Consider the following 23,852-nt stretch of genomic DNA (forward strand, 5'->3'; position numbering starts at 1 on the left):
GTGTGAGGAATGCCCAATACGGCCTACTTATATCGTTCAACCTTGTTCAACCGAATCCCAAACAGTCCCAAGAGTTGTAAATAATATCCATTTGGGGTACTATTGTCATAAAACCACATTGTGCAAAGGAGCAATCATTTATGGCTGTGTTATCAACTCCTTTTACCGTAAAGAGCTTGGAATTAAAAAACAGAATCGTCATGCCGCCGATGTGTCAATACTCCGTTACCGCAAAAGACGGTGCCCCGAACGACTGGCACTTTGTCCACTACGTTTCCAGAGCCGTTGGAGGAGCGGGGCTTCTCATCATGGAGATGACCGATGTGGAGCCGGATGGCCGCATTACAGACTATGACCTCGGATTATGGTCCGACGACCAGATTCCTGCGTTCAGAAGAATTATTGACGAAGTACATAAATATAACGCCAAAATAGGAATTCAAATCGCCCATGCCGGGCGCAAAGCGGAGGATGCGGAGGTACCGGTAGGACCTTCCGACATTCCGGTGAGTCCCCGATTTAAGAAGCCGAGGGCTCTGTCAACCGGGGAAGTCAAGGAGATGGTCGTGAAATTCCGGGAAGCCGCCAGACGGGCCGTTGAAGCCGGGGTGGACACGATCGAAATCCATGGTGCCCACGGGTATTTGATCCATCAGTTTCATTCTCCGGCCATCAACAACCGCAGTGATGAGTACGGCCGTGATTTGGCGAAGTTCGGTGTGGAAGTCGTTCAAGCGATCAGAAGCGTCATTCCGGAGCATATGCCGCTTATTATGAGAATCTCGGCAATCGAATACATTGATGGAGGCTACGATCTGGATCACAGCCTTGAGATCGGCCAAAGGTACAAAGAAGCCGGAGTGGATGTGTTCCATATTACGAGCGGCGGGGAAGGGCCTGCAGGCCAAAGAAAGCCGGGAAATTATCCGGGCTATCAAGTTCCGATGGCGCGCGCCTTCAAGCAAGCGCTTGGCCTTCCGGTCATCGCGGTCGGTCTGTTGGAAGATCCGAAGCTGGCGGAAGCGACCGTCGCTAACGGCGATGCCGATTTGATCGCGGTAGCCCGCGGCATGCTGCGCGATCCTTATTGGGCAATTCATGCGATTCAGGCCGTATCCGGCCAGCCGGAGCTGCCAAAGCAGTACGAAAGAGCGTATTAAAAACTGAAAATAGCTGCCATGCGGGTGTTAGCCCACGGGCAGCTATTTTTCATTTCACGCTAAAATAGGCGGGGAAAGCCAATCGCAGAAACCGGAAGCCATATCCCGACGGCAAGAAGCATCCACCGAAATACCGTTTCGCTGGTCGAGCCCGTATCAACTGCCAAAAATTTTGGAAGCAGGCGGACCCTCGCTTTGAGCGGCCAAAATAAATGAACTCCCTGTTCATTGAACAAGTCGATGAGCGGGTGCGATAAATAGGCGGCGATGAAAACGGCATGATATAATGGTGATAAAGGAAGAGAAAGCACCATTAATGTCAAAATAAAGACAATGGAATGCGTCATTGTCCGATGGCGCACGTTGAGAAGCCGCAGCAGAGCGGACACGGGGAAAAGCAGCTTGGCCATCGTCGATCCCTGCTTGTCGACATCAGCCAAAGGGCCGGCCAAACAGCCCAGCAGTAGAGCTCCTGCGGCTTCCCAGGACCAAAAGGAACCCTCATGATAAACGATCACAAGCTCAGCGGCTACAAGTCCGGCCGCGCTATGTGTTTTTTGCAGCATACCAATCCTCCCGTTCAAGCATGACATGAAGTGAATTTTGGGGAACCTTATAGCATTCGGACGATGGAATGAAATAGGGGCGGTAGGGTTCAAACGATTTGGGCTGGACGACCAAGCGAGGTCATCATACACTGTAGAACGCGGAAGGATTGGATCAAGCGATTCGAGATAAAAATGGATGTTCGGCAGGTCCTGTTCGGTAATGGCAATGAACATCGGTGTGGAGGCAGCTTATGAGCAAACCATGGTTTCAAGTCAACAGTGCAGTATATATGTTATTCATACGGAATGGGAAAATTCTGATGCTGAGACGGTCCAATACAGGGTATGAGGACGGAAAACTCAGTCTGGTTGCCGGGAAGCTGGACGGAAACGAGGAAGTCAAGCGTGCGGCGGTGCGGGAAGCGGAGGAAGAAAGCGGCATAAAACTAAGCCCGGAGGATTTGGAGGTAGCCTGCGTCATGCATCGGCTGTCGGATAAGGGAGAGTGGATCGATTTCTTTCTTAAGGTGAACCGGTGGGAAGGGGAACCGGTGAACAAGGAGCCGGATAAATGCTCCGAAATGGGATGGTTTCCATTGGATCGGCTGCCGGATGACACGATCCCTCATGTGCGTAAGGCGATCCGCAATGTGCTTGATGGTGTCTTCTATGACAGCTACGGATGGGATGAAATCGTGGAATGAAACTAAATTCCTGAGTCTAATCGTCTATAAACTGTGAATTTTCACACGAAACAGGACATTATTCTATACTTATCGTACTGCTTTGGGTATAATGAAGTAACGAAAAAAGTCCTATGATTTCGAAGAAAATTGCCGAAAAAAGGAGACCATTAATGTTATGAAGGCAGAGCTCATCAATCCGTTCTTGGAATCGGCTAGAATCGTTATTGAGCAAGTCGCCAATATCCGGCCGTCCACCGGTCAGCTCGGCATCAAGGAAGTGAAACTTGTTGAAAACTACATCTGGATTCAAATCGGGATGACCGGGCAGATGGAAGGAGACATCGTATTCGGGCTTCACGAAGAAGTGGCGTTGAAAGTCGTTTCCGCAATGATGGGAGGCTTTCTCATTACCGAGATGGATGATATGAGCAAAAGTGCCATATCGGAGCTCGGCAATATGATCAGCGGCAATGCCAGTACGATGTTATACAATCAAGGGGTACGCGTAGACATTACGCCGCCAAAGCTGATGCAATCCGCGAACGCGGCAGGCTTTGATGCAAAGAGAGCGCTCACCATTCCGCTTATTATGGATGGGATCGGGGAATTGGACATTCAAGTGCTGATTGCTTAATGATCATGCAGTTGAAATGATAGCTAAATTACGTGTAAGCTGATAGCGAAGGCTTCATTCCGGACCGTACGGGCCGTGAAGAGCTTTCGCTTTTTTCTTTCTTTCAATGTCAAGCAGGTGTGCTAAGGGGGCATACATACAATGGACTTTCAAGGCAAAATCGTGGTGATTACCGGCGCTTCGAGCGGTATAGGGGCTATGATGGCGCAGAGGCTGGCCGCTCTGGGCGCAATTCCGGTTCTGATGGCGCGTTCGGAGAAAAAGCTGGTGGAAATCGCCTCTCACATCAACGGTTCGCACAGCGTTTATGTGCTTGACGTGACTTCCTGGGAACAGGTGGCCGGGACGATGGAACGGGTGATCGCCGAGCACGGACGTATCGACATTCTGATCAATAATGCCGGATACGGCGTGTTCGAAGCCTTTATTCATGCGGATTTGTCCGAGATCGAGAGCATGATGGACGTCAACTACATGGGGGTCGTCCGCTGTACGAAGGCCGTGCTGCCGCACATGCTGAAGCAGGGCAGCGGACATATCGTGAATATTGCTTCTATGGCCGGTAAGATCGGATCGGCCAAATCCAGCGGATATTCGGCCTCAAAGCATGCGGTGCTGGGCTTCACTAACTGTCTGCGGCAGGAGCTTGTCGGTACCGGCGTTCATCTGACCGCGATCAATCCGGGACCGGTTGACACACCGTTCTTCGACCGGGCCGACCCTACCGGACATTACGTGAATAACGTCAGATGGTTTATGCTAAAGCCGGAGCAGGTGGTTCAGAGAGTGCTCACGGCGATCAAACGCCGGACGCCGGAAGTGAACATACCGTTTATGGCGGCCTTCGGAGTGAAGCTGTACCAGCTGTTCCCGCGTTTGTTCGATAAGATCGCCTATCGGCTGTTGAATAAAAAATAGGAGGAAGAGGCCGTCTATTCCAGCGAGGCCTAAGCCCGTCTATTCCTGTTTCTGATTCTCGTCTTTCAGCTTGAGATGGAGGCTGCGCACTTCCTCGAACAGCTTGCGTATCTCGGCTTTGCCTTCGGGATGCAGCTGATTCCAGTGGCTGGTCAGAGCAGGCATGGTTTTATGTATGTGGTTGTAAATCGACCATACTTTTATTTTCTCTACCATTTCGGGAGAGGCATCGCCTGTGACAAGCTCGGAGAACTTCTCCACGAGCCCGTCGAACTCTTCCGTAAATCGTGAATTCATTGAAAACCCACCTTTCCGGTCATACTACATCATAGTTTATCCTGAAGTTACCATAGTGTCAAAAACGGAGTGAAGAAGCATGCAAACGAAAACGCAAGGGAGTACGGAATGCGGAGAGGACAAGCCTGCCGGGCGGAAAACGGCGCTGCCTGCGGAAGGCGCATGTGCCGGCGTCCCGGAGGATGGCATGCTGGTGGAGCGTGAACCCCTGAGAAGCCTGGTCAAAGGGATCAAGCTGTATCTGCTGACCTATATCAGTCAGGGCTTGAAGGTCAAGGGCTATTTGGCCGTTCCGGAAGAAGGGGTTCCGGGACCGGGACTAATTTACTGCCGCGGCGGAATCCGCAAGGTCGGAATGGTGCGCAAACGGCGTATTTTCGATTTGGCCAGACGGGGGTATGTGGTGTTCGCCCCCTTTTATCGCGGCAATGAAGGCGGGGAAGGCCGGGAGGACTTCGGCGGAGAGGACCGGTTCGACGTATACCATGCGGTGAAGCTCATGCAGTCTCTGCCGGAAACGGTGCCCGGTCCGGTTCCGCTGATCGGCTTCTCCAGAGGAGCGATCATGGCGATGCAGGCGGCCAAGGAATGTCCGGACGTCGGTCCGGTTGTCGTCTGGGGCGGCGTGAGCGACTTGTTCGACACCTACGAAGAGCGTGTGGATCTCAGGCGGATGCTCAAAAGAGTCGTGGGGCACCCGAGGAAACAGGCGGAAGCGTATGAGCGGCGTTCGCCGGTATATTGGACCGAGCAGGTGAAGGTGCCTGTGATGATCGTCCACGGGACAAACGACACGCAGGTCAGCGTATCCCATGCGCGCAAGCTCGCCGCGGCGCTGGAGCGGGCGGGCAAGGACTACGCAATGGAGCTGTACGAAGGCTTGGAGCACCGGTTTCCGAAAGAGGACGATAAGCGTGCGCTGGATGCCGTATTCGCCTGGATTAAACGAAAACAGGAGGAGATGAACCGTTTCAGGGCATAGGGAGTCAAGATGACATACATCACCTGCACTGCTTCGGTGATCGGTGCAGGTGTTTTTTTATGGGCTCCAGGGCTTGCGACCGCTGATTTTCTCAGGAGCCGCCGCTTTTGCCCTCGAGTCTTGCACGAAACGTCTCCTTCCAGCTGGCCGACAGCTCTTCCACCTGAAGCAGCTCCTCCATGGCCTTCCAATTCGTTTTCTCCTGATGCATGATACGGTTGGCGTATGCGATGGTGATTGGCTTGGAAAGCCGGCCGACGGGAATAAGCCCGTTTTCTTTACTCACCCGGCCCTCTTTCAGAACGCGGAAGTAATACCCCGTATATCCGGTGTTCTGAACCTGCAGAGGCATATCGGGTCTGCCCAGTTTGACCGAAAGTTTAAAGCACGGCTGACGCGGCTGGCTGACTTGAACGACCGCCTCGCCTAAACGGAACGTATCCCCGATACAAACCTGCTCCTCCGTCAACCCGCGGATCGTCAAATTTTCTCCGAAGGCTGCCGGCGGCAAAGGCTGGCCCATGACGGACTCCCAGTAAGCATAATGTTCATGCGGATATACGCAAACGGCCTTGTCCGCTCCTCCATGATGGACAAGGTCCGCTTGTCCGTCTCCCTCAAAATGCAATCGGGTCAAAAAAACCGGTCCTGAGACAGGATATTTATAGATCCCCGTAAGAAGATCTTTCTGATGATAGGAAACGGTCTTTGGCAGTCCTGTGTTAATGGACACGATATCGATGCTCATAGATACCTTCCTTCCTTTGATTAGGGGTATTATATCGCGCTTGTCCGGTATGGATCAATTCATTTTTCCCGGCCGGAAGATACACAAGAGAAATTAAAGCTGCAATTTGGTATACTAGGAAAACGAGAGATGCAGAAGGGATGATGGAATGAATACGGGCTTTGCTTCTTTACCTATTGCTCCGGCGTATGTCAAACGGCTGCAGGAGCTGGACATCACCGAGCCTTCGCCGATTCAGGCGGAGGCGATACCGATCGCCCTGCAAGGAAGGGATATTGTTGCCCAGTCGCAGACGGGAACGGGAAAGACGCTTGCCTATTCCCTGCCGCTGCTGCACAAAGTGGAGGAGTCGGTGCGGGAGGTACAGGCGCTGGTGCTGGTACCGACCCGGGAGCTTGGCATGCAGATCGTCGCAACGCTGGGGGATTTAACGAAGGACAGCGGGATTCGGGTACAGCAGCTGATCGGCGGAGCTTCCATCGAACGGCAAATCGACAAGCTCAAGCTGAAGCCCCAGATCGTGGTCGGTACCCCCGGCCGCGTATATGAGCTCGTCAAGCTGAAAAAATTGAAGCTTCACGGGATTCGCACGGTGGTTGTCGACGAAGTGGACCAGGTGTTTGAGCTTGGTTCGATGCAGGAGGTCGAGGCGCTGTTCAAAGGCATGCTCCGCGACCGGCAGCTTATGTTCTTCTCGGCGACGCTCCCGGCCCCGCTTCAGAACGTGATCGACCGCTGGATGAATGATCCGGCCTATGTGCGCGTCAATCCGGCGCAGCGTACGTCGGAGATGCTGGAGCATCTGTATTTCGTCTGTGAGGAGCGGGATAAGATTGACACGCTGCGCAGGCTTGTCCGGTTGTATAACCCGAAGGCCGCGATCGTGTTTATCAACGAAACGGACAATATCGGTGAGGCGGTGGCCAAGCTGCAGTATGTCGGCTTGTCCGTGGAAGGTCTGTACGGCGAAGCGTCCAAACAGGACCGGGCCAATGTCATGCAGGCGTTTCGGGCGGGCAAATTCCAGCTGCTGCTGGCTACCGACGTCGCCGCACGCGGTCTGGATCTGCCGCAGGTAACGCATGTCATCAACCTGGACCCGCCGGTGGATGCGGACCATTATGTGCATCGCGTGGGCCGCACGGGCCGGATGGGGCGGAAGGGACTGGCTTTGTCGATCGTTACGCCGCGGGAGCAGTTTATCATGGACAAATTTGCCCGGGCGCTCGGTATTGAAATTAAACAGAAAGCGATGTATCAAGGCAAAGTAATCGATCCAAGGCCGGAGAGAGGACCGCACCGGGGGGGAAAGAAGCCCGCAGAGCGCAAAGGGCCGGGCGGCGAAGCTGCGCCGGCGGGTCCGGGTCAGGGCAAGTCTGCCAGGGTGAGCGCCAAGGGCGCGCCGGCCGGGCGGAAGGCGCCTGATAAACGGAAGCCGGAGAGGGAGCGCGACCGCAAAAACAAGGGCGCTCCGAGGTGGCTGAAGGAGAAGCAGCAGGAGAACCGGAAGCCGTAACGAAAGACCGGGGTGGGATGTTCAAGTGATCGTGTTCATCAAACGGCTCGCGGCCTTGGCCGTCATACTTGCGCTTCTAGCAGCGGGTGCGGCATGGTACGTTCGTCCGGCCAAGCCGCTCGACCTGTCTTACGTACAGCCGGATTTACGGGGTAAGCTGACGGCGATGCTGTCGACCCGAAGGCCGGAGATGGTCCTGACCGGGCGTGAGGTAAACGATCTGCTGAAGCAGGCGCTCTCGGCAAGACCTGAGCTGCATCCGGGTGTACTGGTGACGGGAGCTGCGTTTGCGCTGCAAGACGAGCGGTTATCCGCTGACGTGAATCTGCTTGTGAGGCAGCGGCTTGAGGCGGGAGCCAGGTTGTGGTTTAAGCTGAGCTGGACGGAGCCCTATTTGACGGCGGTCCATACCGGCACCGAGATTCGCGGAATATCCGTTCCGCTTGAATGGTTTCGGCTCGATCCGCTGCAGCTGGACTTGAACGCCGATTTGCCGAAGCAGTTGAGGATTCGTGAGGTAGCTTTTGAGGGTTCTACGGTCAGGTTAGGTTTTAATATACGTTAGCGCAAAATATAACAACCCACGCCAGATGAATAAAAAACGGACCCGTCAAGGTCCGTTTTTTATGCTGCAGCCATTTATGGCTGCTTTCGCTTTTTTACATACTGGGCGTAGACGATTTCGCCCGTATCCAGCTTGGCGATTTCATCCGCCGTCCAACCGGCGATCTTGTTGTTGCCGGTCACACCGGCCAGCTTGATCGCATATTTGCTTGCAAGATAGTCATGAAGCGCTGACATGTCGGCTTCATTCACTTCGCGCAGCTTCTTTTTGCCTTGAATTTGGCCTAGGATGACGCCGATCGATTCCGCCGCGAGACTGGTGTTCGGCTGAATACGCGCGCTGCCGAAAGCGATGGCGGAGGCTCCGACATTTTTGCCGGCCATGATCACGTTATCGTAATCCTTGAGCAGAAAGCTGCGCAGCGGCATTCCGTATTTGTCGGGACGGCCCATCTCGATGCCCCATTTATTCGCACTGGTGCCCTGCAGATCAAGCGGATAGCCTCCGATGCTGACATTATCCCAGAACATGTTGGCCCCCAGCATGTCCGAAGGCTTGAGCACATAATCGGTTTCGTAGTGATTATACTCACGAATATACAAGTAGTTCGGGAAGCCGTTCAGCTCCGCATGTTCCCAGCCCACGATGTTTTTGCGGAAATGGTCCAGAATCAGCGGAATTTCCCTTTTGCCGAGCTCCATCGCTTCGGCGACCGACTTGTCGTCGGAGGGGTCGACGGTATAAATCAGGAACGCATTAATGATCACTTCGCCATCCCGCTGATGAACCGCATTCAGTCCGCGAAGAAAGACGCGATCGTTGGTCGGCTTGTATCTGTTGGTCATCCCCGTGAGTCCGATCGCATAGCTGTGATCGACTTGACCGTAACCGTACTTTTGGCTGCGTTCCTGCGGGGTCAAACGGTTAAAATGCTGCTGGAATTTCGTCCAGTCGACGTTTTTAAACTTCATCATCATGCCGGAGCTCATATATTCGATCCGGCTTTGTCCGTAGAACTGTTCCAGTCCCGGCAGACGGGTCACCTCAAGCCTGCTCGCCATCGCGGCGTAATCGGTATTCTCCACCCAATAAGAAGACTCAATCCGTTTCTTTTGGCCTTCCCTGTCGGTGTATTGAAGCGCTCCCACCCTATGGGTGCCGAACTGTCCCTGAAGCTGTTCGATGCTGTCGATACGGATGCCCTGCTCTACAGGAATGCCTTGAATAAGCTTATCAAAATATTGCTGGAATTCATTGAGCTTGCGGATTTTTCCGTTACGAAAGCCGTCGAACAGCTCCTTGGCTCGTCCCTGAACCAGCAGACGGCGCGCGTCGTCGCGGGTCTCGTCCAAAAAGAGCATTTCTCCCTGCAGCACTTGTCCGCCGAAGGCGTCGCGGGTATCGAGAACTTTTACTTTAAGCCCTTCGTCCGCGGCGGCACGGGCCAAATAGAGGCCCTCCAACTCACTGCCGATAATGACGACGTCCGCCTGTTCACTTGTGAGGGAGGAATTCGGGTCCGGTTCCGAAGGGGGTGGTATCGGCCCGTTAACAGGGGTCACGCTCTCAGGTAATGTTGACGCCATATTCGGCGGGCCCGTGCCGCCGCCCATGGCCAAAGCATAAACCGCCGCAAGGATGGCCAGTGCCAGAACCGCCAGCAGGGCGGTCATGTTTCTTTCTTTGGCATTCCTCCTCAAACACATTCGCTCCTTTAATCGATGGGGTTCAAGCTCCATATTTCTATCGTTTCTGCTCTGTTAAGTTTATCATTTTTGGCAAGGTTGGGCAAAAGCACCCCCACAAACATTTTTGAGGCGGCGAAATGATTTGGTGAAGCAAGGAACTCTTCGCGAAGGTTCTGAGATCATCCTCTACACAAGACTACATGACATGCGTGCACCCGCTTTACGAAGTGGCGTCCGGACAAGCGTTATCCAGCGTTACGGGATGCCGCCGTTCGCCGGTCTTTTGTCTGGACGGTGCGGCTTGCGCCTGTCGACAAAACAAAACCTTCAAAGGAGAATGACGATGAACACAACATTTAAAAAGACGGTTATTTCCGCATTGACTCTGGCTATGGTGCTGGGTGGTTCTACCGCCGCGTTTGCCGACGGTAAAGGTAAAGAACGCGATAAGGCCAAGAACGACGATTGGAAAGATCGTTATGAGTTCCGTTATGATAATAAGAAAAATGATGATAAAAAATATGCCGGTAAAGACATCAATGTCAATATTAAACTGAGCTTTGACGACTTGAAAGGAAAAGACGTCGAGTGGGCGGCACGATACATAGCAAGTTTGGCATCCAAGCGCGTATTTGAAGGATATGAGGACGGCACCTTCCAGCCGCGCAAAACGATTTCCCGCATTGAAGCGATTACAGCAGCAGTCCGTTTGATGGGTCTCAGAGATCAAGCCGAATCCGATGCGGCGAAGCAAGCCAACCTGAACTTCAAAGATGCCGACAAAATTAAAAAAGACTACCCTTGGGCGACTGGCTATGTTTCGGTAGCGCTGCAAAACGACCTGTTCCTGGAGACGGACGACAAGGTGCAGCCGGAGAAAGAAGCGGATCGTCTCTGGGCAACGATGCTGCTTGTCAAAGCGCTGAAGCTCCAGGATGAAGCCAAGGCGAAAATGAACGCGCAGCTGCCTTTCAAGGACGCTAAGCAAATCCCTGCCGGAGCGGTCGGTTACGTAGCGGTTGCATTGGAGAGAAATCTCATTGACGGCTATGAAGACAATACGTTCCGTCCTTACAAGCCCGTAACCCGCGCCGAGCTCGCAGCGCTGCTTGACCGTACGGGAACCCAACTGCCGGATCGTACTTCCGTAAAAGGAACGGTCAATGCGGCGGTAAGCAACAACCTGCTCCCGGTCAAATTGCAAAACAACACAACGGTGAATGTTGAACTCGACGCAAACGCCTTTATTTTCCGCAATGGCGCCAAAGTAGCGGCGACGGAACTGCGCGCGGGAGATCAAGTGCTGATCCGCACCTATAACGGGAAAGCCATTTATGTTGAGGTTTTGAACCAAACGAATGACTCCGAGCAGCGCGTGGACTTCACGGTAACCGGCACGCTGAACAACTACACGCTGAATTCCAAAGGACAGCTTGCCACCATTTCCATTAATCAGTCGGTAAACGGCGGAGTTCAGTCTGCGGTATACGGCGTATCTCCCGAGCTGTACATTTCCGGTGACCTCAGCTTGCTGACTGCAGGCCGCTCGCTCGAGCTGAGAGGCAAAAACCAAATCGTACACACCATCATTATTCGATAGATGACAGATCAGATCAGAAAAAAGGTTAGAATTACATGAAACTGCAGTCCTTCATTCAGCGCCCGGCGCTTGGTGAAGGGCTCTTCTTTTTTTGCCGGTAAAGACGCGAGGGTGGACACGATCTTCTTTAGGTGTATAATTAGTAGGAAAATATGGTGATAAACGTTGGAGGAAGCGCCCAAATGACTGCACAACACATCAAGCTCGAGGACATTATCGTTGCCAGCCACGTGCTGAAGGATGTTGTCCAACACACCCCACTGCAAAAAAATTTCATCCTGTCCGAGAAATACGGCTGTAACGTTTATTTGAAACGGGAGGATCTTCAGGTCGTCCGTTCGTTCAAAATACGCGGTGCCTATAATATGATCCGCAGTCTTCCCGAAGAGAAGCTGCAAAAAGGCGTGGTGTGCGCCAGCGCCGGCAATCATGCGCAGGGTGTCGCCTATTCCTGCAAGGCGCTGCAAATACCGGGGAAAATTTTCATGCCGACAACGACACCGCGGCAGAAGATTTCACAAGTGAAGCTGTTCGGAGGCCCGTTCGTAGAAGTTCTGCTGATCGGCGATACGTTTGACGATTCGCTGAGGGAGGCTTTGGCCTACTGCGACCGGGAAGATATGTCCTTTATTCACCCGTTCGACGACCCTAAGGTAGTGGCGGGACAGGGAACTATAGGTCTGGAGCTGATGAACGACATGCGGGAGCAGGCCGATTACGTGTTTGCCGGCATTGGCGGCGGCGGTCTGATTGCAGGATTGGGCTTGTATATCAAAAGCATCAGCCCTGCAACGCAGGTCATCGGTGTCGAAGCCACCGGTGCGCCCTCGATGCGGCAGTCGATCGATACGGGGGAGATCGTGACGTTGGGCGAGATCGACAAGTTCGTAGACGGCACAGCCGTCAAGCGGGTCGGCGAGATCAACTTCGACATCGCCCGCGAGGTCGTCGACGATATTGTCGTAGTGCCGGAAGGCAAAGTCTGCACGACGATTCTCGAGCTGTATAACGAGAACGCGATCATAGCGGAGCCTGCGGGTGCGCTCCCGGTTGCGGCGCTGGAGTTCTACCGCGAACAGATTGCGGGCAAGAACGTGGTGTGCGTCATCAGCGGTGGCAACAACGACATCGACCGGATGCAGGAAATTAAGGAGCGGTCGCTTATCTATGAGGGCTTGAAGCATTACTTCATCGTCAACTTTCCGCAGCGCGCCGGTGCCCTGCGGGAGTTTCTGGAGTATGTGCTGGGGCCAAACGACGATATTACCCGATTTGAGTATACAAAGAAAACGAGCAAAGAAAACGGACCGGCTCTGGTCGGTATCGAGCTGAAGCATAAGGAGGATTACGGTCCTCTGATCGAGAGGATGAAGCAAAGAGGCCTCGGTTTCAGCGAAATCAACAAAGATCCGAATTTGTTCAGCTTGCTGATCTGACCCGCGCCCCGCATAAAAAAGCCAAGTCCTCCGGCTCATACGGAGCGGGGGACTTGGCTTTTTCTCATGAATTTTATTTGGAGGAGCGCTTCTCAATATCCAGCACACCTTGGTAGATCGTTTCGAACAGCTCTTCGATATTCTCTTCCTCGATGCAGGAGAAAGCAACCCGCAGGTCCGTTTCGCCAAGAGCGATGGTGCCAATGCCGTACTGCTCCAAGAGATGGACGCGCAGCGTTTCGGCATCGACCGTCTTCAGCTTCAGGCACATGAAATAGCCGGAATTGAACGGGTAGTATTCCCAGGCGTCGTCGAATTTGCCGCTGTCGAGCAGCGCTTTGGTGCGGTTGGCACGGCCCTTCATGATCTCGAATTTCTCCCGCTTCTGCGCATCGAAATCCGGAGATTGCAGCGCGCGCAGCACGAACGTTTGGGACGGATGCGGACCGCTGGAGATCGTCGCGCGGATGATGCCCATCGTTTTCTGCTCAAGCGCGGCCAGCATGGCGTCGCTTTGGCCGGCATAGGTGATGAAGCCGACCCGGAAGCCCCATACGTATTCTTCTTTGGTGGCGCCGTCGATTTTGATCGACAGGACGCGAGGATGCAGATCCGCCAAGTCTCCAGCCAGCGATTGATGCAAGGAATCCTCGAAGAATAGTCCGAAGTAGGCGTCATCGGTCACGGCAACCACGTTGATACCGGCTTCCGCGGCGTCCTTGATGGCCGCTACGATGGTACGCCCTTCTTCCGGTCCCGGCGTGTAGCCCGTCGGATTGTTCGGGAAGTTCAGCAGGACGATCGCCTTGCCTTTGTCCTTCTGCGCCAGCAGGGCGTCACGGAGTCCGTCCGCGTTAAATTTGCGCTCGCTGTTGTACAGCGGATAGTATACGAGCTCGGCTCCGCGGCGAATGCCGAAGGTCAGCTCGTAGTTTTCCCAATTCTTGTCGGGGATGACTACAGCGTCTCCCGGTCCGGCGAACAAATCGGCCACGATGCTCAGCCCGTGCGTCAGCGCATTGGTTGCAATCGGATTGCCCAGGCTTTTGCCCTGAAGAGACGGGTTTTCTTCGAGCATTTTGCTGCGCCAAGCGGCACGCAGCTCCGGTTTGCCGGCAGGCGGCGCATATTCGTAAATGTCCTTGGGATTATATGCGGACAGCGTATCTTGAATCACCTTCAGATGCATCGGCTGGCCTTTCTCCAGCGCCGTACCGATGGTAGCGTTGAATTTCTTGGCTTTTGCCTTAGCTTCTGCGGATTGGCTGAGAATGCCTACCTTGGGGAAATAGATTTGCTTGCCAAGATCGGAAAGCATGTCGTATACATGCTGGTTTTCTTTCGCGATCGTTTCGTTCAGCTGGCGTGCAAGTGGGTTCATTCTAATTCTTCCTTCCATGTTCTTCTTTGGCATTAGCCCATATTATATCATTTTAGCCCGGGAGCGTCACGATGCTTTTTACAAGCGCGGATGCCGGAGCGTACGTTTCGTTTTTTTTCAAGCGGAGACATCTTGGTTTTGCCGGGAAAGCTGTGTTACGATGGGTGAAACGATATTTGCAGGAGCGGAGGCATCCGATGTCAGCCATCAAACGTTACGAAAGCATAATGGAGCAGCTGATAGCCAAAGGAGAAGTGACCGTTGCCGATCTGGCCGCCCGGCTTGGGGTAACGGGTAAAACGATTCGTCAGGATCTGGAGAAGCTGGAGGCCAAGGGACTGCTGCTGCGAACCCATGGCGGTGCGATCCTGGCAAACGAGGGATATTCCGGTTTGTTCCCGGACAAGACGCCGAACGGCAAACAGACGAATGAAAAATACGAGGCCGCCATGTGCGCATTATCCTTCATAGAGCCTAACGATATTATCGCCCTGGACAGCGGCAGCACCACGCTGCAAATCGCCCGTCTTTTGGACAATGAACCGCTCACGGTCATCACGAACGATCTTTACATCATTAGCGAGCTGATCAGGAAGGATCAGATCCGGCTTGTCGTTCCCGGAGGCTTCCGGAGCCGGAATCTGCTGGTCAGCGAGGATGCGGGATGTTTTTTGCAGAAGCTGAACGTGCAGAAGGCTTTCCTGTCGACCACCGGGATCCATCCCGAGTACGGCTTTACGATCTTTACGTATATGCATATGGAGCAGAAGCAGGCGTTGATCCGTTCAGCCAAGCAGGTGTTTTGCGTTGCCGACAACAGCAAATTCGATAAGTGCGCGCTTATTACGTTCGCCAAGCTTTCAGACATTCCGGTCATCATTACGGACAGCGGTTTGCCTGAAGCAACGGCGATTAAATATGAGGAGGCAGGCGTTCGCATTGAACAGGGAGGTTCCCGGGGTACGAAGGGATAATAAAAATATGTTCAAATGAGTTCATTTTAGTTCAAAAATAATTTATATGTACTGAAATGAACGTTCGTATTATAATAGCAAGTGAATACGTTATCGGGAGGAATTCATATCATGATGGAAAACCGTTATGCCACCCATCCGACAGATACGAAATCGTACGATACGGAACGCTTGCGCAAACAATTTTTGATGGAGGGTTTGTTTGTTCCCGGACAGCTGAACATGGTCTATAGTCATGTAGACCGCTTGATTACGGGCGGCGTAATCCCGCTAAAAGAGCCGGTCAAGCTGGAGGCCGACAAGCATGATATCGGAGCGGATTATTTTCTGGAGCGCCGCGAGATCGGGATCGTCAATATCGGTGCCAAGGGAAGCGTAATCGTGGACGGAACCGGGTACGAGCTGGACAACAAGGACGGCTTGTATGTTGGTCTCGGCAACAGGGAAGTATGGTTCAAAAGCGCCGACGCATTGAATCCGGCACGCTTCTACCTGAGCTCCGCACCTGCGCACCAACATTACCCGACCGAAAAAGTAGCGATCGGCCGGGCGGAACCGGCGCATTTGGGATCCCTCGCCCAATCCAACGAGCGCACGATCTATAAATACATCCATCCGAACGGCGTGCAAAGCTGCCAGCTCGTGATGGGCATGACGCTGCTGAAGCCGGGCAGCATGTGGAATACCATGCCCAGCCATACGCATAGCCGCCGTTCGGAAACGTATCTCTATTTCGATATGCCGGAGGACGGCGTTGTGTTCCATATGATGGGGGAGCCAAGCGAAACGCGTCATCTCGTAGTGCGCAATGAGCAGGCGGTCATCAGTCCGAGCTGGTCGATCCACAGCGGCGTCGGCACATGCCATTATACGTTTATTTGGGCAATGGCCGGAGAAAATCAGGAATTCGCCGATATGGATATGATCGCGATGCAGGACCTGAGATAAGCCGTCATGAACCAACAAAACACAAGCCTCAACCGCTTTGGCGGACGAGTCTTGTGTTTTGTTTGCTTCCGGCGGCTTAAAACATGCTCCAATCGAAATGCACCGAAAGCGACTGCAGCAGATGTACGCCGGCGATGCTGTTGCCTTTGTCGTTGAGCGCCGGACCGATGACGCCGATGCCGTAACGGCCGGGAACCAGCGTCATAATGCCCCCCGAAACGCCGCTCTTGGCCGGCAGGCCGACACGGATGGCGAATTCCCCGGAAGCATTGTACATGCCGCAGGAAACCATGAAGGTTTTGGCGATCTGCACGTAACGCCGGGGGATCAATGTGCGTCCGGTCAGCGGGTCCGTGCCGTTCATCGCCAGCACCAGAGCCATTCGGGCCACGTGACGGCAGGTAACCTCGATCGAGCAGTGCTTAAAGTAAACGTCGAGGATTTCCTCTACCTCGTCGGCCTCGGTAAGCACCTGGTTATCCTTAAGGAAATAGGCCAGCGACCGGTTGCGGTGGGCGGTAGACGACTCTGAACGATACACGGCTTCGTTGTATGTGAGCGACGCGTCGTCGGCAAGCTCCCGGAAAAAAGCGAGTATGCGTTCCGTTTTTTCCGCCGGTGTGACTCCGTGGATCAAAGAGGAAACGGCAATAGCCCCGGCATTGATCAAGGGATTGAACGGTTTGCCCGGCTCCACCAGTTCCAGCTTGAGCATGGAGTTGAAATCGTCGCCCGTCGGCTCCATCCCGACCTTCTGGAATACGCCTTCCTCGCCCCGATCCATTAGTGCAAGGATTAGTGTGAACACTTTGGAAATACTCTGCATGGTAAAGCGCAAGCCGCAGTCGCCCGAGGTCACCACCCGGCCGCTGCCGTCCATCACTGTAATCCCGAGCGCATCGGCAGGAGCGTGACCCAGCTCGGGAATATAGGAAGCCGGCCGGCCTTGAGACGTTACGCTCCGGCTCGCTTCCAACCATTCGGGCAGCTTCTGTGCAAGCTGGTTTAATTCGGATTCGTTGCTCAAACCAAAAACCTCCTTTATCAATAGAATAGCTTTTTTGCACATGAAAGAAAAGCTTCCATGGGAGCAGCGGCGCAGGCTGGTTGTGGATTAAAAGTTGTTAATATACAGGATTTGGGATCCATTCTTCATCAATTCTGATAATCATTTGATTTATGAAGCGGATGTACTAGTGCTTGGCGGTGGTCCTGCAGGTACGTGGGCTGCCTATACGGCTGCATCACTAGGCGTAAAAGTTGTACTCGTAGATAAAGGTTATTGTGGCAGCAGCGGAGCAACCGCCCCCTCTGGAACAAGTCTTTGGAATGTCCGATCAGACCTAAAAAAAAGAGAAGAAGATATAGAGAAATTTATCGCAAGAGGGAATTCTCTCGCGAAGCGTAATTGGCTTGAAACATTATATGATCAGACAAAAACAGGAACTCAAAAGTTAGTCCAATTCGGCTATCCATTCCCAACTGATGAACTTGGAATTCCAATTTGCAGAAATTTGCAAGGGCCAGAGTATATGCGTCTTATGAGAAGAACCATCCAAAAAGCAGGGGTTAAAATATTTGATCGTTCTCCGGCTTTGGAACTGCTAGCAGATTTTTCTGGAGTTGGCGGGGCAATCGGCGTGAATTTGGATACTGGAGAAGATTGGATAGTAAAAGCAAAATCAGTTGTCATAGCCACCGGGGGATGCGCATTTTTACGGTTCTATCATAGAGAAAAGAGATAAACGATCGCAGGCGAAAATTTTGCAGGTAAATCCGATTTATGCCAAATTGGACAAAGCGACAGAAGATATTAAGGTTGCGATGAGACATGCACAGCCAAACTTTTTTTTAGCCTTTGATCGGTTGGGTATTGATCCGTTTCAAGAGCGATTTCCGATTACACTCCGCTTTGAAGGGACTGTACGAGGTACTGGTGGCATTAATCTCATAGACGAGAGTTGTGCAACCAAAGTACCGGGGCTCTATTGTTTATCGCAAAATAAAAGTGCCGAGAATTGCAGCGTAAAAATGCCGAGAAAATTGCCGACTTGATCGGCAACAAAAAAAGGCACTTGTCAGCACTCCAAAATCCTCCTATCGTTAAGTTTGCTTAAGACTGACGAAGGAGAGACTCGAAAGGATGCTGAAAATGCCTCAACAACAATATATCAGATTTTTGCGAGAAGCAGAAGGTTGCTCCATTCAAGAGATCGCCGATCGGGTTGGTGTCCACTGGCGAACCGCTAAAAAATATGCGGATCAGGACAACTGGAACCTCCGGATGACCAATAGAAAAAGCCGTTCCCCTGTCATGGGACCCTATATGGAAATCGTTGATGCCTGGTTGGAAGAAGATCGATTGCTTCCCCGGAAACAGCGGCATACCGCTGCTCGTATCTTCCAACGGTTGCGCGACGAGTACCAGTTTCCCGGTAGCGAACGCACCGTTTCCACCTATGTGAAACGGCGCAGGACCGAGATGGAACTGGAACGGGCCAAAACGTACGAACGGCTCGAGCATCCGCCGGGTGAAGCACAAGCAGACTTCACGACCATGGAAGTGTGCCAAAACCAGAAGCTGGTTTCCTATAAATTGTTCGTCCTCTCGTTCCCGTATAGCAATGCGGCCTTTGTGTACCCGGTGCCGTCCGAAAACCAGGAATGCTTCCTCGAAGCAATGAAACAGGTCTTCGACCAGACCGGCGGGGTTCCGCAGCGCATCTGGTTCGACAATCTTTCTGCTGCCGTCGTGCACATCGAAAAACAAGGTGAACGGCAGCTGACAGACATGTTCCGCAGATTCTGCGCCCATTACCGATTTGAAGCGGTGTTTTGCAACCCGTACAGCGGCCATGAAAAAGGACATGTGGAAACCAAGTGCGGATACTCGAAGCGAAACTGGGCGGTGCCGATTCCGCTGTTCACAAGCCAAGAGCAGCTTACCGCTCACTTCACGGATCAGGCCGAGCAGGATCGCAAACGCCACCATTATGTCAAAGAGAGACAGATCGAGGAATTATGGCAGGAAGAAGAAAGACGGCATCTGCTGCAGTTGCCGGAGGAACCGTTCGAAGCATTCCGGCTGCAAACCGCGGTGGTGAACAAATACGGCGAAATCCAGGTGGATGATGCGGTCATTCCATTGCTGGGACAAGCTTCTCCCGGTACAGAAGTGATGGCGCAGCTGTTTTGGGATCGTATTGTGGTGCTCGACCACCGGCATGAACCGATGCGGACGGTACCAAGGCCGTACACCGGAAAGACAGCGGACATTCCTTGGTCGCAGGTGTTTGCGGGCTGGCTGCGAAAACCGCGCAGCGTGACCCACTCCCAGTTTTTACGGATAAGCGGCGGCAAAATATGCCGTCTCTCTCAGAACATTTGGAGATAAGAAAATATATAGAAGTAAAAAGTCTAGCTCTACTCCTACGCTTATTAAGCCACTTAATGTAAGGGAAATTATAAAGGCTGTACAAGACGAGGTAATTCCTTTTGAAAAAAATTTATTCAGATCAGAAGCAACGCTGCAAGCATCTATGAGCAAGTTAAACCAACTATGGAGGGTAATTCGAGGTGGACATTACGATCATGCTGATCCCAGAGTTAGAGTTAAACTTAGAGAAACTGCTTCGATGATAGCTACTGCGCGATGGATGTATGCTAGCGCATTGGAACGAAAAGAGTCACTCGGTATGCATCAACGTGATGACTATCCCTCCGAAAACTTGCATACTCCTTATCGACTCTTACTAAATGGAGTTGACGAAATACAAATAGCGCCGGTAGCCCCGTAAACGATAGAAGTGGAGATGTAAGAAATGATTAAGTTTGTAAGCGAAGATCGATGCATAAAATGCAATCTATGCGTTAGGGTATGTCCTACAGACGTGTTTGATAAAGTATCAGACAGCATTCCGATTATTGCCAGACAAGAAGATTGCCAGACATGTTTTATCTGCGAATTATATTGTCCAGTTGATGCGCTCTATGTTTCCCCCTTATTGAATAATACTCACGAACCTCAGGAGATCTCTTCCCAAGAAAAAGTATTGAATGATTGGATTAATAGCGAGCTTGAAGCATTAGGGAAAGAGCAGTTTTTGCATAAACTTTATGACGAATACCTGAAAAAAGAATTTGGTCCTGAAATCAATCCGGATGAAATTGTTGTTGAAGGCGGAAAACTATAAATAGGGCTTGCTGAACAAGATTCGTTCCATTTACACCCAACGTAAGTCTCTAAACCCAAGCAGTCTGAAAAAATGCAAAAAGAGAACACGCAGTCGCCGCTCCAGATTCATGACCAGAAACTGAAGGGCGATGACGGTCAAACTGGTTTCGGCGCCACGCGCCCGAATGCGACCTAGGCCCAATTTGCGCTTGCCTTCTCCAAATTTTCCTTCGATCGCATTACGCTGTACAGCGTCCTGGCGCTCTTGCCGACGATCGGCGACTTCACTTTGCTCTTTCGAGGGTCTGCCGAGCTTCGGGCCACTAAGGCGAATCCCTAGCGTTTTGCAATAGTTCAGGTTGTCTCGATTGCGGTAGATTTTATCGGCTAGAATGACGGCGGGATAATACCCGAATCGCTGTTTGTACGCTTCCACCGATGCTTGCAGCGTGGTTGCCTCGTTGAAGCTGTCCCATTGTGCCGTTTCGATCCAAGCGTAACCGTCCACCAGACTGGCGGCGATTTTGGCGCCGAACTCCACGTTCGCTCCAGCTTTGCCTCGAACCATCGGACGTACATGCGGCTGTTCGATACTCACGATGCGATCGGCGACGATATGTGTCTTCTTCTCCATCATTTCGCGCTGCTGACGGTAGAGCTCCGAGATGATCAGAAGCTGGCGATAGTGTCTTTTGCTCAGTTCCGTGAGAGGCGTATACTTCACGAGGGCTTCAATAATCCGCAGATTCCGTCCCACGTAGCCAAGTTGCTTTTTGATCGCTTTGCGGATCACCTTGCCCGATGCCTTGCGTTGCTTGGAAACACTCAGGTACGATTTTCTGGCTTTCTCGCGGTACGTGCGCGGCTTCTCCATCGCTCCGACATGGGGACGGTGCAGTACGTCGATGATGTCTTCCAGGATTTCACGGGCGTGATTCAGCAGCCCCAAGTCAGTCGGATACTTGATGTCCGCAGGCGCGCATGTCGCATCCAGCATGAGGGTGCCCTTGTTCATGACTTCCGCTGTCGGTGCGGCTGTAGATGGCAGGACGTGTAGCTTTTTCGCCATGTTGCGGGGTTTCTTCGCCACAACAGGGGGCTCCTCGGGAATAGAGAAAGCGTCCCCTACCTCCATGGTGAGCTGCGAGCCGCCCGCGTCGTTGTCGTCGTCATCGCGATCTCGCTTGGACGATTTCGGTTTCGCCTCGACCTCTCGCTCTGCTTGCAGCGCGGCTTGGGCGATCCAGTCGTTGACTTCAGCTAGGATTTCCAAGCCGAGCCGTTCCCGAAAATGCGTGAGCAGGGAGTGATGAAACGGCACTTCATCGACATACGCAGTGTAGCCCAAGAAGAACTGCAAATATGGATTTTCCTGGATTTGTAAGGTGGTCTCGCGGTCACTTAAACCAAGGCGCTCCTTGATGATGAGCGAGCCGAGGGCGATACGTGCCGAGTACGCCTTTTGGCCGATGGCTGGGGACTTGAACGAGCTCACATATTTCTCTTCTACTTTGTCCCAAGGGATGATCGCCGCAAGCTGCACCCACCGATTGGTTGGATTTAATTTTCCGCCAAAGGGCAAATAGAAGTTTTCCAACAAGTCTGCCATATCTCGATTCAGCACGAACACTTTCGCTCACTCCATCTGCAAGGTTTTTTACCGATTTTCCGTGTTTTCTTTGCAGATGAATTCGACAAAAGTGCCTCTAAACCCTTGTGAGATAAGGATTTTTTGATTTTTCAGCAAGCCCTAAATATTTACCTAACAAAGAAAAAAGAAGTGCATCCGTTTTCTTCATGAATCGGATGTACTTCCCATTTTTGGTATTTACTTGATCTTCTTTGATTATCCGTTCACTAAGAGATCTTTAAGCAGCTTAATTTGCTTTCTTTCTCCAGCTATAACAAGCGTCATATCCGCCGACAGCCGGTCATCCGGGCCGGGATTGATTTTCTGTCGATGCTTCTCCACAATGGCAAGGATCGTGGCTCCGGTCCTTTGACGAACTTGCAATTCAGCGATAGATTGATTAATGCATTTAAAGTGCGACTCGACTTTGCACCATTCAATAACCAATTCGTCTAGGGATACCTCAATCGTTTCCAACGCTTGGGGTTTATAGTTCATTCCGCCGATGATAGCCGCGATCTGTCTGGCTTCATCGTCATCCAGGGTGACCTGGGAGATGGTCTTGTCCGGGTCGTCATCTTCGAAATGGTATAGTTCCCTTCTGCCGTCGTCATGAATGACAATCACCATTTTATCCCCCGATCTCGCTTCCAACTGGAATTTTTTTCCGATCCCCGGCAGATCGCATTCTCTTATCGTACTCATTATCAATATCCTCCGTTCGGATTACCCCATATTTTTAAGCTTTTCTTGTGACTTGCTCCATTTGAATATTTTATTTATGCCATTATAAATGTGTTTCGACTCTTTTGCCAACAGGGGTCCAACAATTGCCAATACCAAGACATAAAGAGCGGAAAATGGTTTAAGCAGCGGCATTAGCCCTCCGGCTACGCCTAAGTTAGCTACAATGATGGTAAATTCCCCACGCGCCATAACGGTAAGCCCGATATTCATAGAAGCCTTATGGGACAGACCTGCCTTGCGACCGGCTATCATTCCGGAAATCATATTTCCCAGGATGGTCAGCAGCACGGCTCCAATAGCTAACCATGCAGCATTGCCAAGGGTTAGAGGATCAATACTTAAACCAAAGCTAAAGAAGAACACGGCACCGAAGAAATCCCGGAATGGAATAACCAGATGCTCAATTCTCTTGCTATGCTCCGTTTCGGATAAAGCCAAGCCAAACAACAATGCGCCGATCGCTTCGGCTACATGTAAGGTTTCTGAGAATCCGGCAATGAAAAATAACGTAGAAAATACGACAATAATAAAGATTTCATTTGAGGTGATATTTAACAATTTGTTTAATACAGGAGTTCCTTTTCTGGCGATCAGGAAAAACAAAAGCATATACCCGATGGAGATCCCTACAGAAAGAAGGATTCCTCCGATGGATGTCGCGCCTCCCAGAAGCAGGCCTGACATGACCGACAGGAATACGGCAAGAAAAAGGTCATCGAACAAAATCATACCCAGGATTAACTCGGTTTCGGAGTTCCCGGTACGTCTGAGGTCAACCAGAACTTTAGCCACGATCGCCGTAGAGGATACGGACAGCATGCCAGCGATGATTAAAGTTTCATACAATGGGAAATTGACCAAAAAACCATAAGCTAACCCAATCGAGAAGTTCAATAGAACGTATACTGTTCCTCCAAAAACAATGTTACGGCCGGATTTGATCAATTTGGAAACAGAGAACTCCAGTCCTATGTAAAATAGAAGAAAGAGAACCCCGATTCGCCCGAGGAATGAAATCACTTCCTGGCTTTCTATAAATGTAAAGTCAAATATACCGAGTGTCGGCGCATGCGGGCCGACGACCATGCCGAGAATAATTAAAAAGGGTATGATGGAGAACTTTAGTTTGCCGGCAATGACGGAAGCAATTGCAATTAACATTAATGCGGTTCCAACCTCAAAAATCATATGATCCAATGTTTATCCCCCCTGTTGTTTCT

The 23,852-nt window shown here is 51.9% G+C and carries 24 protein-coding genes; 15 read left to right on the plus strand and 9 right to left on the minus strand.

Features of this window, described 5'->3' with window-relative positions; all coding sequences use genetic code 11:
• The first annotated feature begins 140 nt into the window (after positions 1-140).
• A complete protein-coding gene (locus tag EXW96_RS05545; RefSeq protein WP_062409379.1) occupies positions 141-1,160 on the plus strand; it encodes an NADH:flavin oxidoreductase/NADH oxidase in 1,020 nt (339 codons plus the stop codon).
• A gap of 59 nt (positions 1,161-1,219) precedes the next feature.
• Here EXW96_RS05545 and EXW96_RS05550 read toward each other — a convergent pair whose 3' ends face one another.
• Entirely contained in the window at positions 1,220-1,726 is a 507-nt protein-coding gene (locus tag EXW96_RS05550; RefSeq protein WP_174350110.1) for a metal-dependent hydrolase, read from the minus strand.
• A 233-nt stretch (positions 1,727-1,959) separates the two neighbouring features.
• Here EXW96_RS05550 and EXW96_RS05555 point away from each other — a divergent pair, with 233 nt between their 5' ends.
• The 3 genes from EXW96_RS05555 (at position 1,960) to EXW96_RS05565 (ending at position 3,946) form a co-directional block, all read left to right on the plus strand.
• On the plus strand, positions 1,960-2,412 hold the full coding sequence (locus EXW96_RS05555) for an NUDIX hydrolase (RefSeq protein ID WP_062409378.1): 453 nt from the start codon (positions 1,960-1,962) through the stop codon (positions 2,410-2,412).
• Positions 2,413-2,569: 157 nt separating this feature from the next.
• On the plus strand, positions 2,570-3,028 hold the full coding sequence (locus tag EXW96_RS05560) for a chemotaxis protein CheX (protein WP_054819602.1): 459 nt from the start codon (positions 2,570-2,572) through the stop codon (positions 3,026-3,028).
• Positions 3,029-3,169: 141 nt separating this feature from the next.
• The gene (locus EXW96_RS05565) at positions 3,170-3,946 is read left to right on the plus strand and encodes an SDR family NAD(P)-dependent oxidoreductase (protein WP_174350111.1); all 777 of its coding nucleotides are present in this window, start codon (positions 3,170-3,172) and stop codon (positions 3,944-3,946) included.
• A gap of 39 nt (positions 3,947-3,985) precedes the next feature.
• On the opposite strand, the gene EXW96_RS05570 is transcribed toward EXW96_RS05565, so the two are convergent.
• Complete coding sequence (locus EXW96_RS05570; RefSeq protein WP_054819604.1) at positions 3,986-4,243, minus strand: DUF2573 family protein; 258 nt, start codon at positions 4,241-4,243, stop codon at positions 3,986-3,988.
• 187 nt (positions 4,244-4,430) lie between these two features.
• Between EXW96_RS05570 and EXW96_RS05575 the strand changes: the two genes are divergently transcribed.
• The gene (locus EXW96_RS05575) at positions 4,431-5,225 is read left to right on the plus strand and encodes an alpha/beta hydrolase family protein (protein ID WP_375256445.1); all 795 of its coding nucleotides are present in this window, start codon (positions 4,431-4,433) and stop codon (positions 5,223-5,225) included.
• A 91-nt stretch (positions 5,226-5,316) separates the two neighbouring features.
• Here EXW96_RS05575 and EXW96_RS05580 read toward each other — a convergent pair whose 3' ends face one another.
• Positions 5,317-5,973, minus strand: a complete 657-nt coding sequence (locus EXW96_RS05580) for an MOSC domain-containing protein (protein ID WP_174350113.1) — start codon at positions 5,971-5,973, stop codon at positions 5,317-5,319.
• Between the two features lie 148 nt (positions 5,974-6,121).
• On the opposite strand from EXW96_RS05580, the gene EXW96_RS05585 reads away from it, so the two are divergent.
• Positions 6,122-7,489 (plus strand): DEAD/DEAH box helicase, encoded by a 1,368-nt coding sequence (locus tag EXW96_RS05585; protein ID WP_174350114.1) that lies wholly within the window; start codon positions 6,122-6,124, stop codon positions 7,487-7,489.
• Between the two features lie 25 nt (positions 7,490-7,514).
• The gene (locus EXW96_RS05590; RefSeq protein WP_174350115.1) at positions 7,515-8,054 is read left to right on the plus strand and encodes a hypothetical protein; all 540 of its coding nucleotides are present in this window, start codon (positions 7,515-7,517) and stop codon (positions 8,052-8,054) included.
• 74 nt (positions 8,055-8,128) lie between these two features.
• On the opposite strand, the gene EXW96_RS05595 is transcribed toward EXW96_RS05590, so the two are convergent.
• Positions 8,129-9,754, minus strand: a complete 1,626-nt coding sequence (locus EXW96_RS05595) for an FAD-dependent oxidoreductase (protein ID WP_174350116.1) — start codon at positions 9,752-9,754, stop codon at positions 8,129-8,131.
• A 331-nt stretch (positions 9,755-10,085) separates the two neighbouring features.
• Between EXW96_RS05595 and EXW96_RS05600 the strand changes: the two genes are divergently transcribed.
• Both EXW96_RS05600 and ilvA read left to right on the plus strand, forming a co-directional pair.
• Positions 10,086-11,342: an S-layer homology domain-containing protein gene (locus tag EXW96_RS05600; RefSeq protein ID WP_174350117.1), complete on the plus strand. Its 1,257-nt coding sequence runs from the start codon at positions 10,086-10,088 to the stop codon at positions 11,340-11,342.
• Positions 11,343-11,524: 182 nt separating this feature from the next.
• The gene (ilvA, locus tag EXW96_RS05605) at positions 11,525-12,778 is read left to right on the plus strand and encodes a threonine ammonia-lyase IlvA (RefSeq protein ID WP_062409372.1); all 1,254 of its coding nucleotides are present in this window, start codon (positions 11,525-11,527) and stop codon (positions 12,776-12,778) included.
• Positions 12,779-12,851: 73 nt separating this feature from the next.
• Here the strand turns inward: ilvA and EXW96_RS05610 are convergent, their stop codons facing one another.
• Positions 12,852-14,159 (minus strand): aminotransferase class I/II-fold pyridoxal phosphate-dependent enzyme, encoded by a 1,308-nt coding sequence (locus EXW96_RS05610; RefSeq protein WP_062409371.1) that lies wholly within the window; start codon positions 14,157-14,159, stop codon positions 12,852-12,854.
• Positions 14,160-14,356: 197 nt separating this feature from the next.
• On the opposite strand from EXW96_RS05610, the gene EXW96_RS05615 reads away from it, so the two are divergent.
• The gene (locus tag EXW96_RS05615) at positions 14,357-15,133 is read left to right on the plus strand and encodes a DeoR/GlpR family DNA-binding transcription regulator (protein WP_174350118.1); all 777 of its coding nucleotides are present in this window, start codon (positions 14,357-14,359) and stop codon (positions 15,131-15,133) included.
• Between the two features lie 114 nt (positions 15,134-15,247).
• Positions 15,248-16,081 (plus strand): 5-dehydro-4-deoxy-D-glucuronate isomerase, encoded by an 834-nt coding sequence (kduI, locus tag EXW96_RS05620; RefSeq protein WP_174350416.1) that lies wholly within the window; start codon positions 15,248-15,250, stop codon positions 16,079-16,081.
• Between the two features lie 76 nt (positions 16,082-16,157).
• Here kduI and glsA read toward each other — a convergent pair whose 3' ends face one another.
• A complete protein-coding gene (gene glsA / locus EXW96_RS05625; protein ID WP_062409370.1) occupies positions 16,158-17,108 on the minus strand; it encodes a glutaminase A in 951 nt (316 codons plus the stop codon).
• 94 nt (positions 17,109-17,202) lie between these two features.
• Between glsA and EXW96_RS27300 the strand changes: the two genes are divergently transcribed.
• From EXW96_RS27300 to EXW96_RS27305, 4 genes are all read left to right on the plus strand, one after another.
• On the plus strand, positions 17,203-17,826 hold the full coding sequence (locus tag EXW96_RS27300; RefSeq protein WP_254611259.1) for an FAD-dependent oxidoreductase: 624 nt from the start codon (positions 17,203-17,205) through the stop codon (positions 17,824-17,826).
• Between the two features lie 398 nt (positions 17,827-18,224).
• Entirely contained in the window at positions 18,225-19,475 is a 1,251-nt protein-coding gene (gene istA / locus EXW96_RS05635) for an IS21 family transposase (RefSeq protein WP_174350119.1), read from the plus strand.
• A gap of 94 nt (positions 19,476-19,569) precedes the next feature.
• Positions 19,570-19,878, plus strand: coding sequence for a hypothetical protein (locus EXW96_RS28495; RefSeq protein ID WP_375256446.1), 309 nt, complete (start codon positions 19,570-19,572; stop codon positions 19,876-19,878).
• A 24-nt stretch (positions 19,879-19,902) separates the two neighbouring features.
• Positions 19,903-20,274: a 4Fe-4S binding protein gene (locus EXW96_RS27305; protein ID WP_254611260.1), complete on the plus strand. Its 372-nt coding sequence runs from the start codon at positions 19,903-19,905 to the stop codon at positions 20,272-20,274.
• Positions 20,275-20,304: 30 nt separating this feature from the next.
• On the opposite strand, the gene EXW96_RS05650 is transcribed toward EXW96_RS27305, so the two are convergent.
• The 3 genes from EXW96_RS05650 to EXW96_RS05660 all read right to left on the minus strand — a co-directional run bounded on the left by EXW96_RS05650 (position 20,305) and on the right by EXW96_RS05660 (position 23,829).
• The gene (locus EXW96_RS05650; RefSeq protein WP_375256423.1) at positions 20,305-21,885 is read right to left on the minus strand and encodes an IS5 family transposase; all 1,581 of its coding nucleotides are present in this window, start codon (positions 21,883-21,885) and stop codon (positions 20,305-20,307) included.
• A gap of 216 nt (positions 21,886-22,101) precedes the next feature.
• A complete protein-coding gene (locus EXW96_RS05655) occupies positions 22,102-22,590 on the minus strand; it encodes a cation:proton antiporter regulatory subunit (protein WP_054818933.1) in 489 nt (162 codons plus the stop codon).
• Between the two features lie 21 nt (positions 22,591-22,611).
• On the minus strand, positions 22,612-23,829 hold the full coding sequence (locus tag EXW96_RS05660; protein WP_174350121.1) for a cation:proton antiporter: 1,218 nt from the start codon (positions 23,827-23,829) through the stop codon (positions 22,612-22,614).
• Between the last annotated feature and the right edge of the window lie 23 nt (positions 23,830-23,852).

The sequence above is a fragment of the Paenibacillus sp. JMULE4 genome (assembly GCF_013337105.1).
Lineage (GTDB): Bacteria > Bacillota > Bacilli > Paenibacillales > NBRC-103111 > Paenibacillus_G > Paenibacillus_G naphthalenovorans.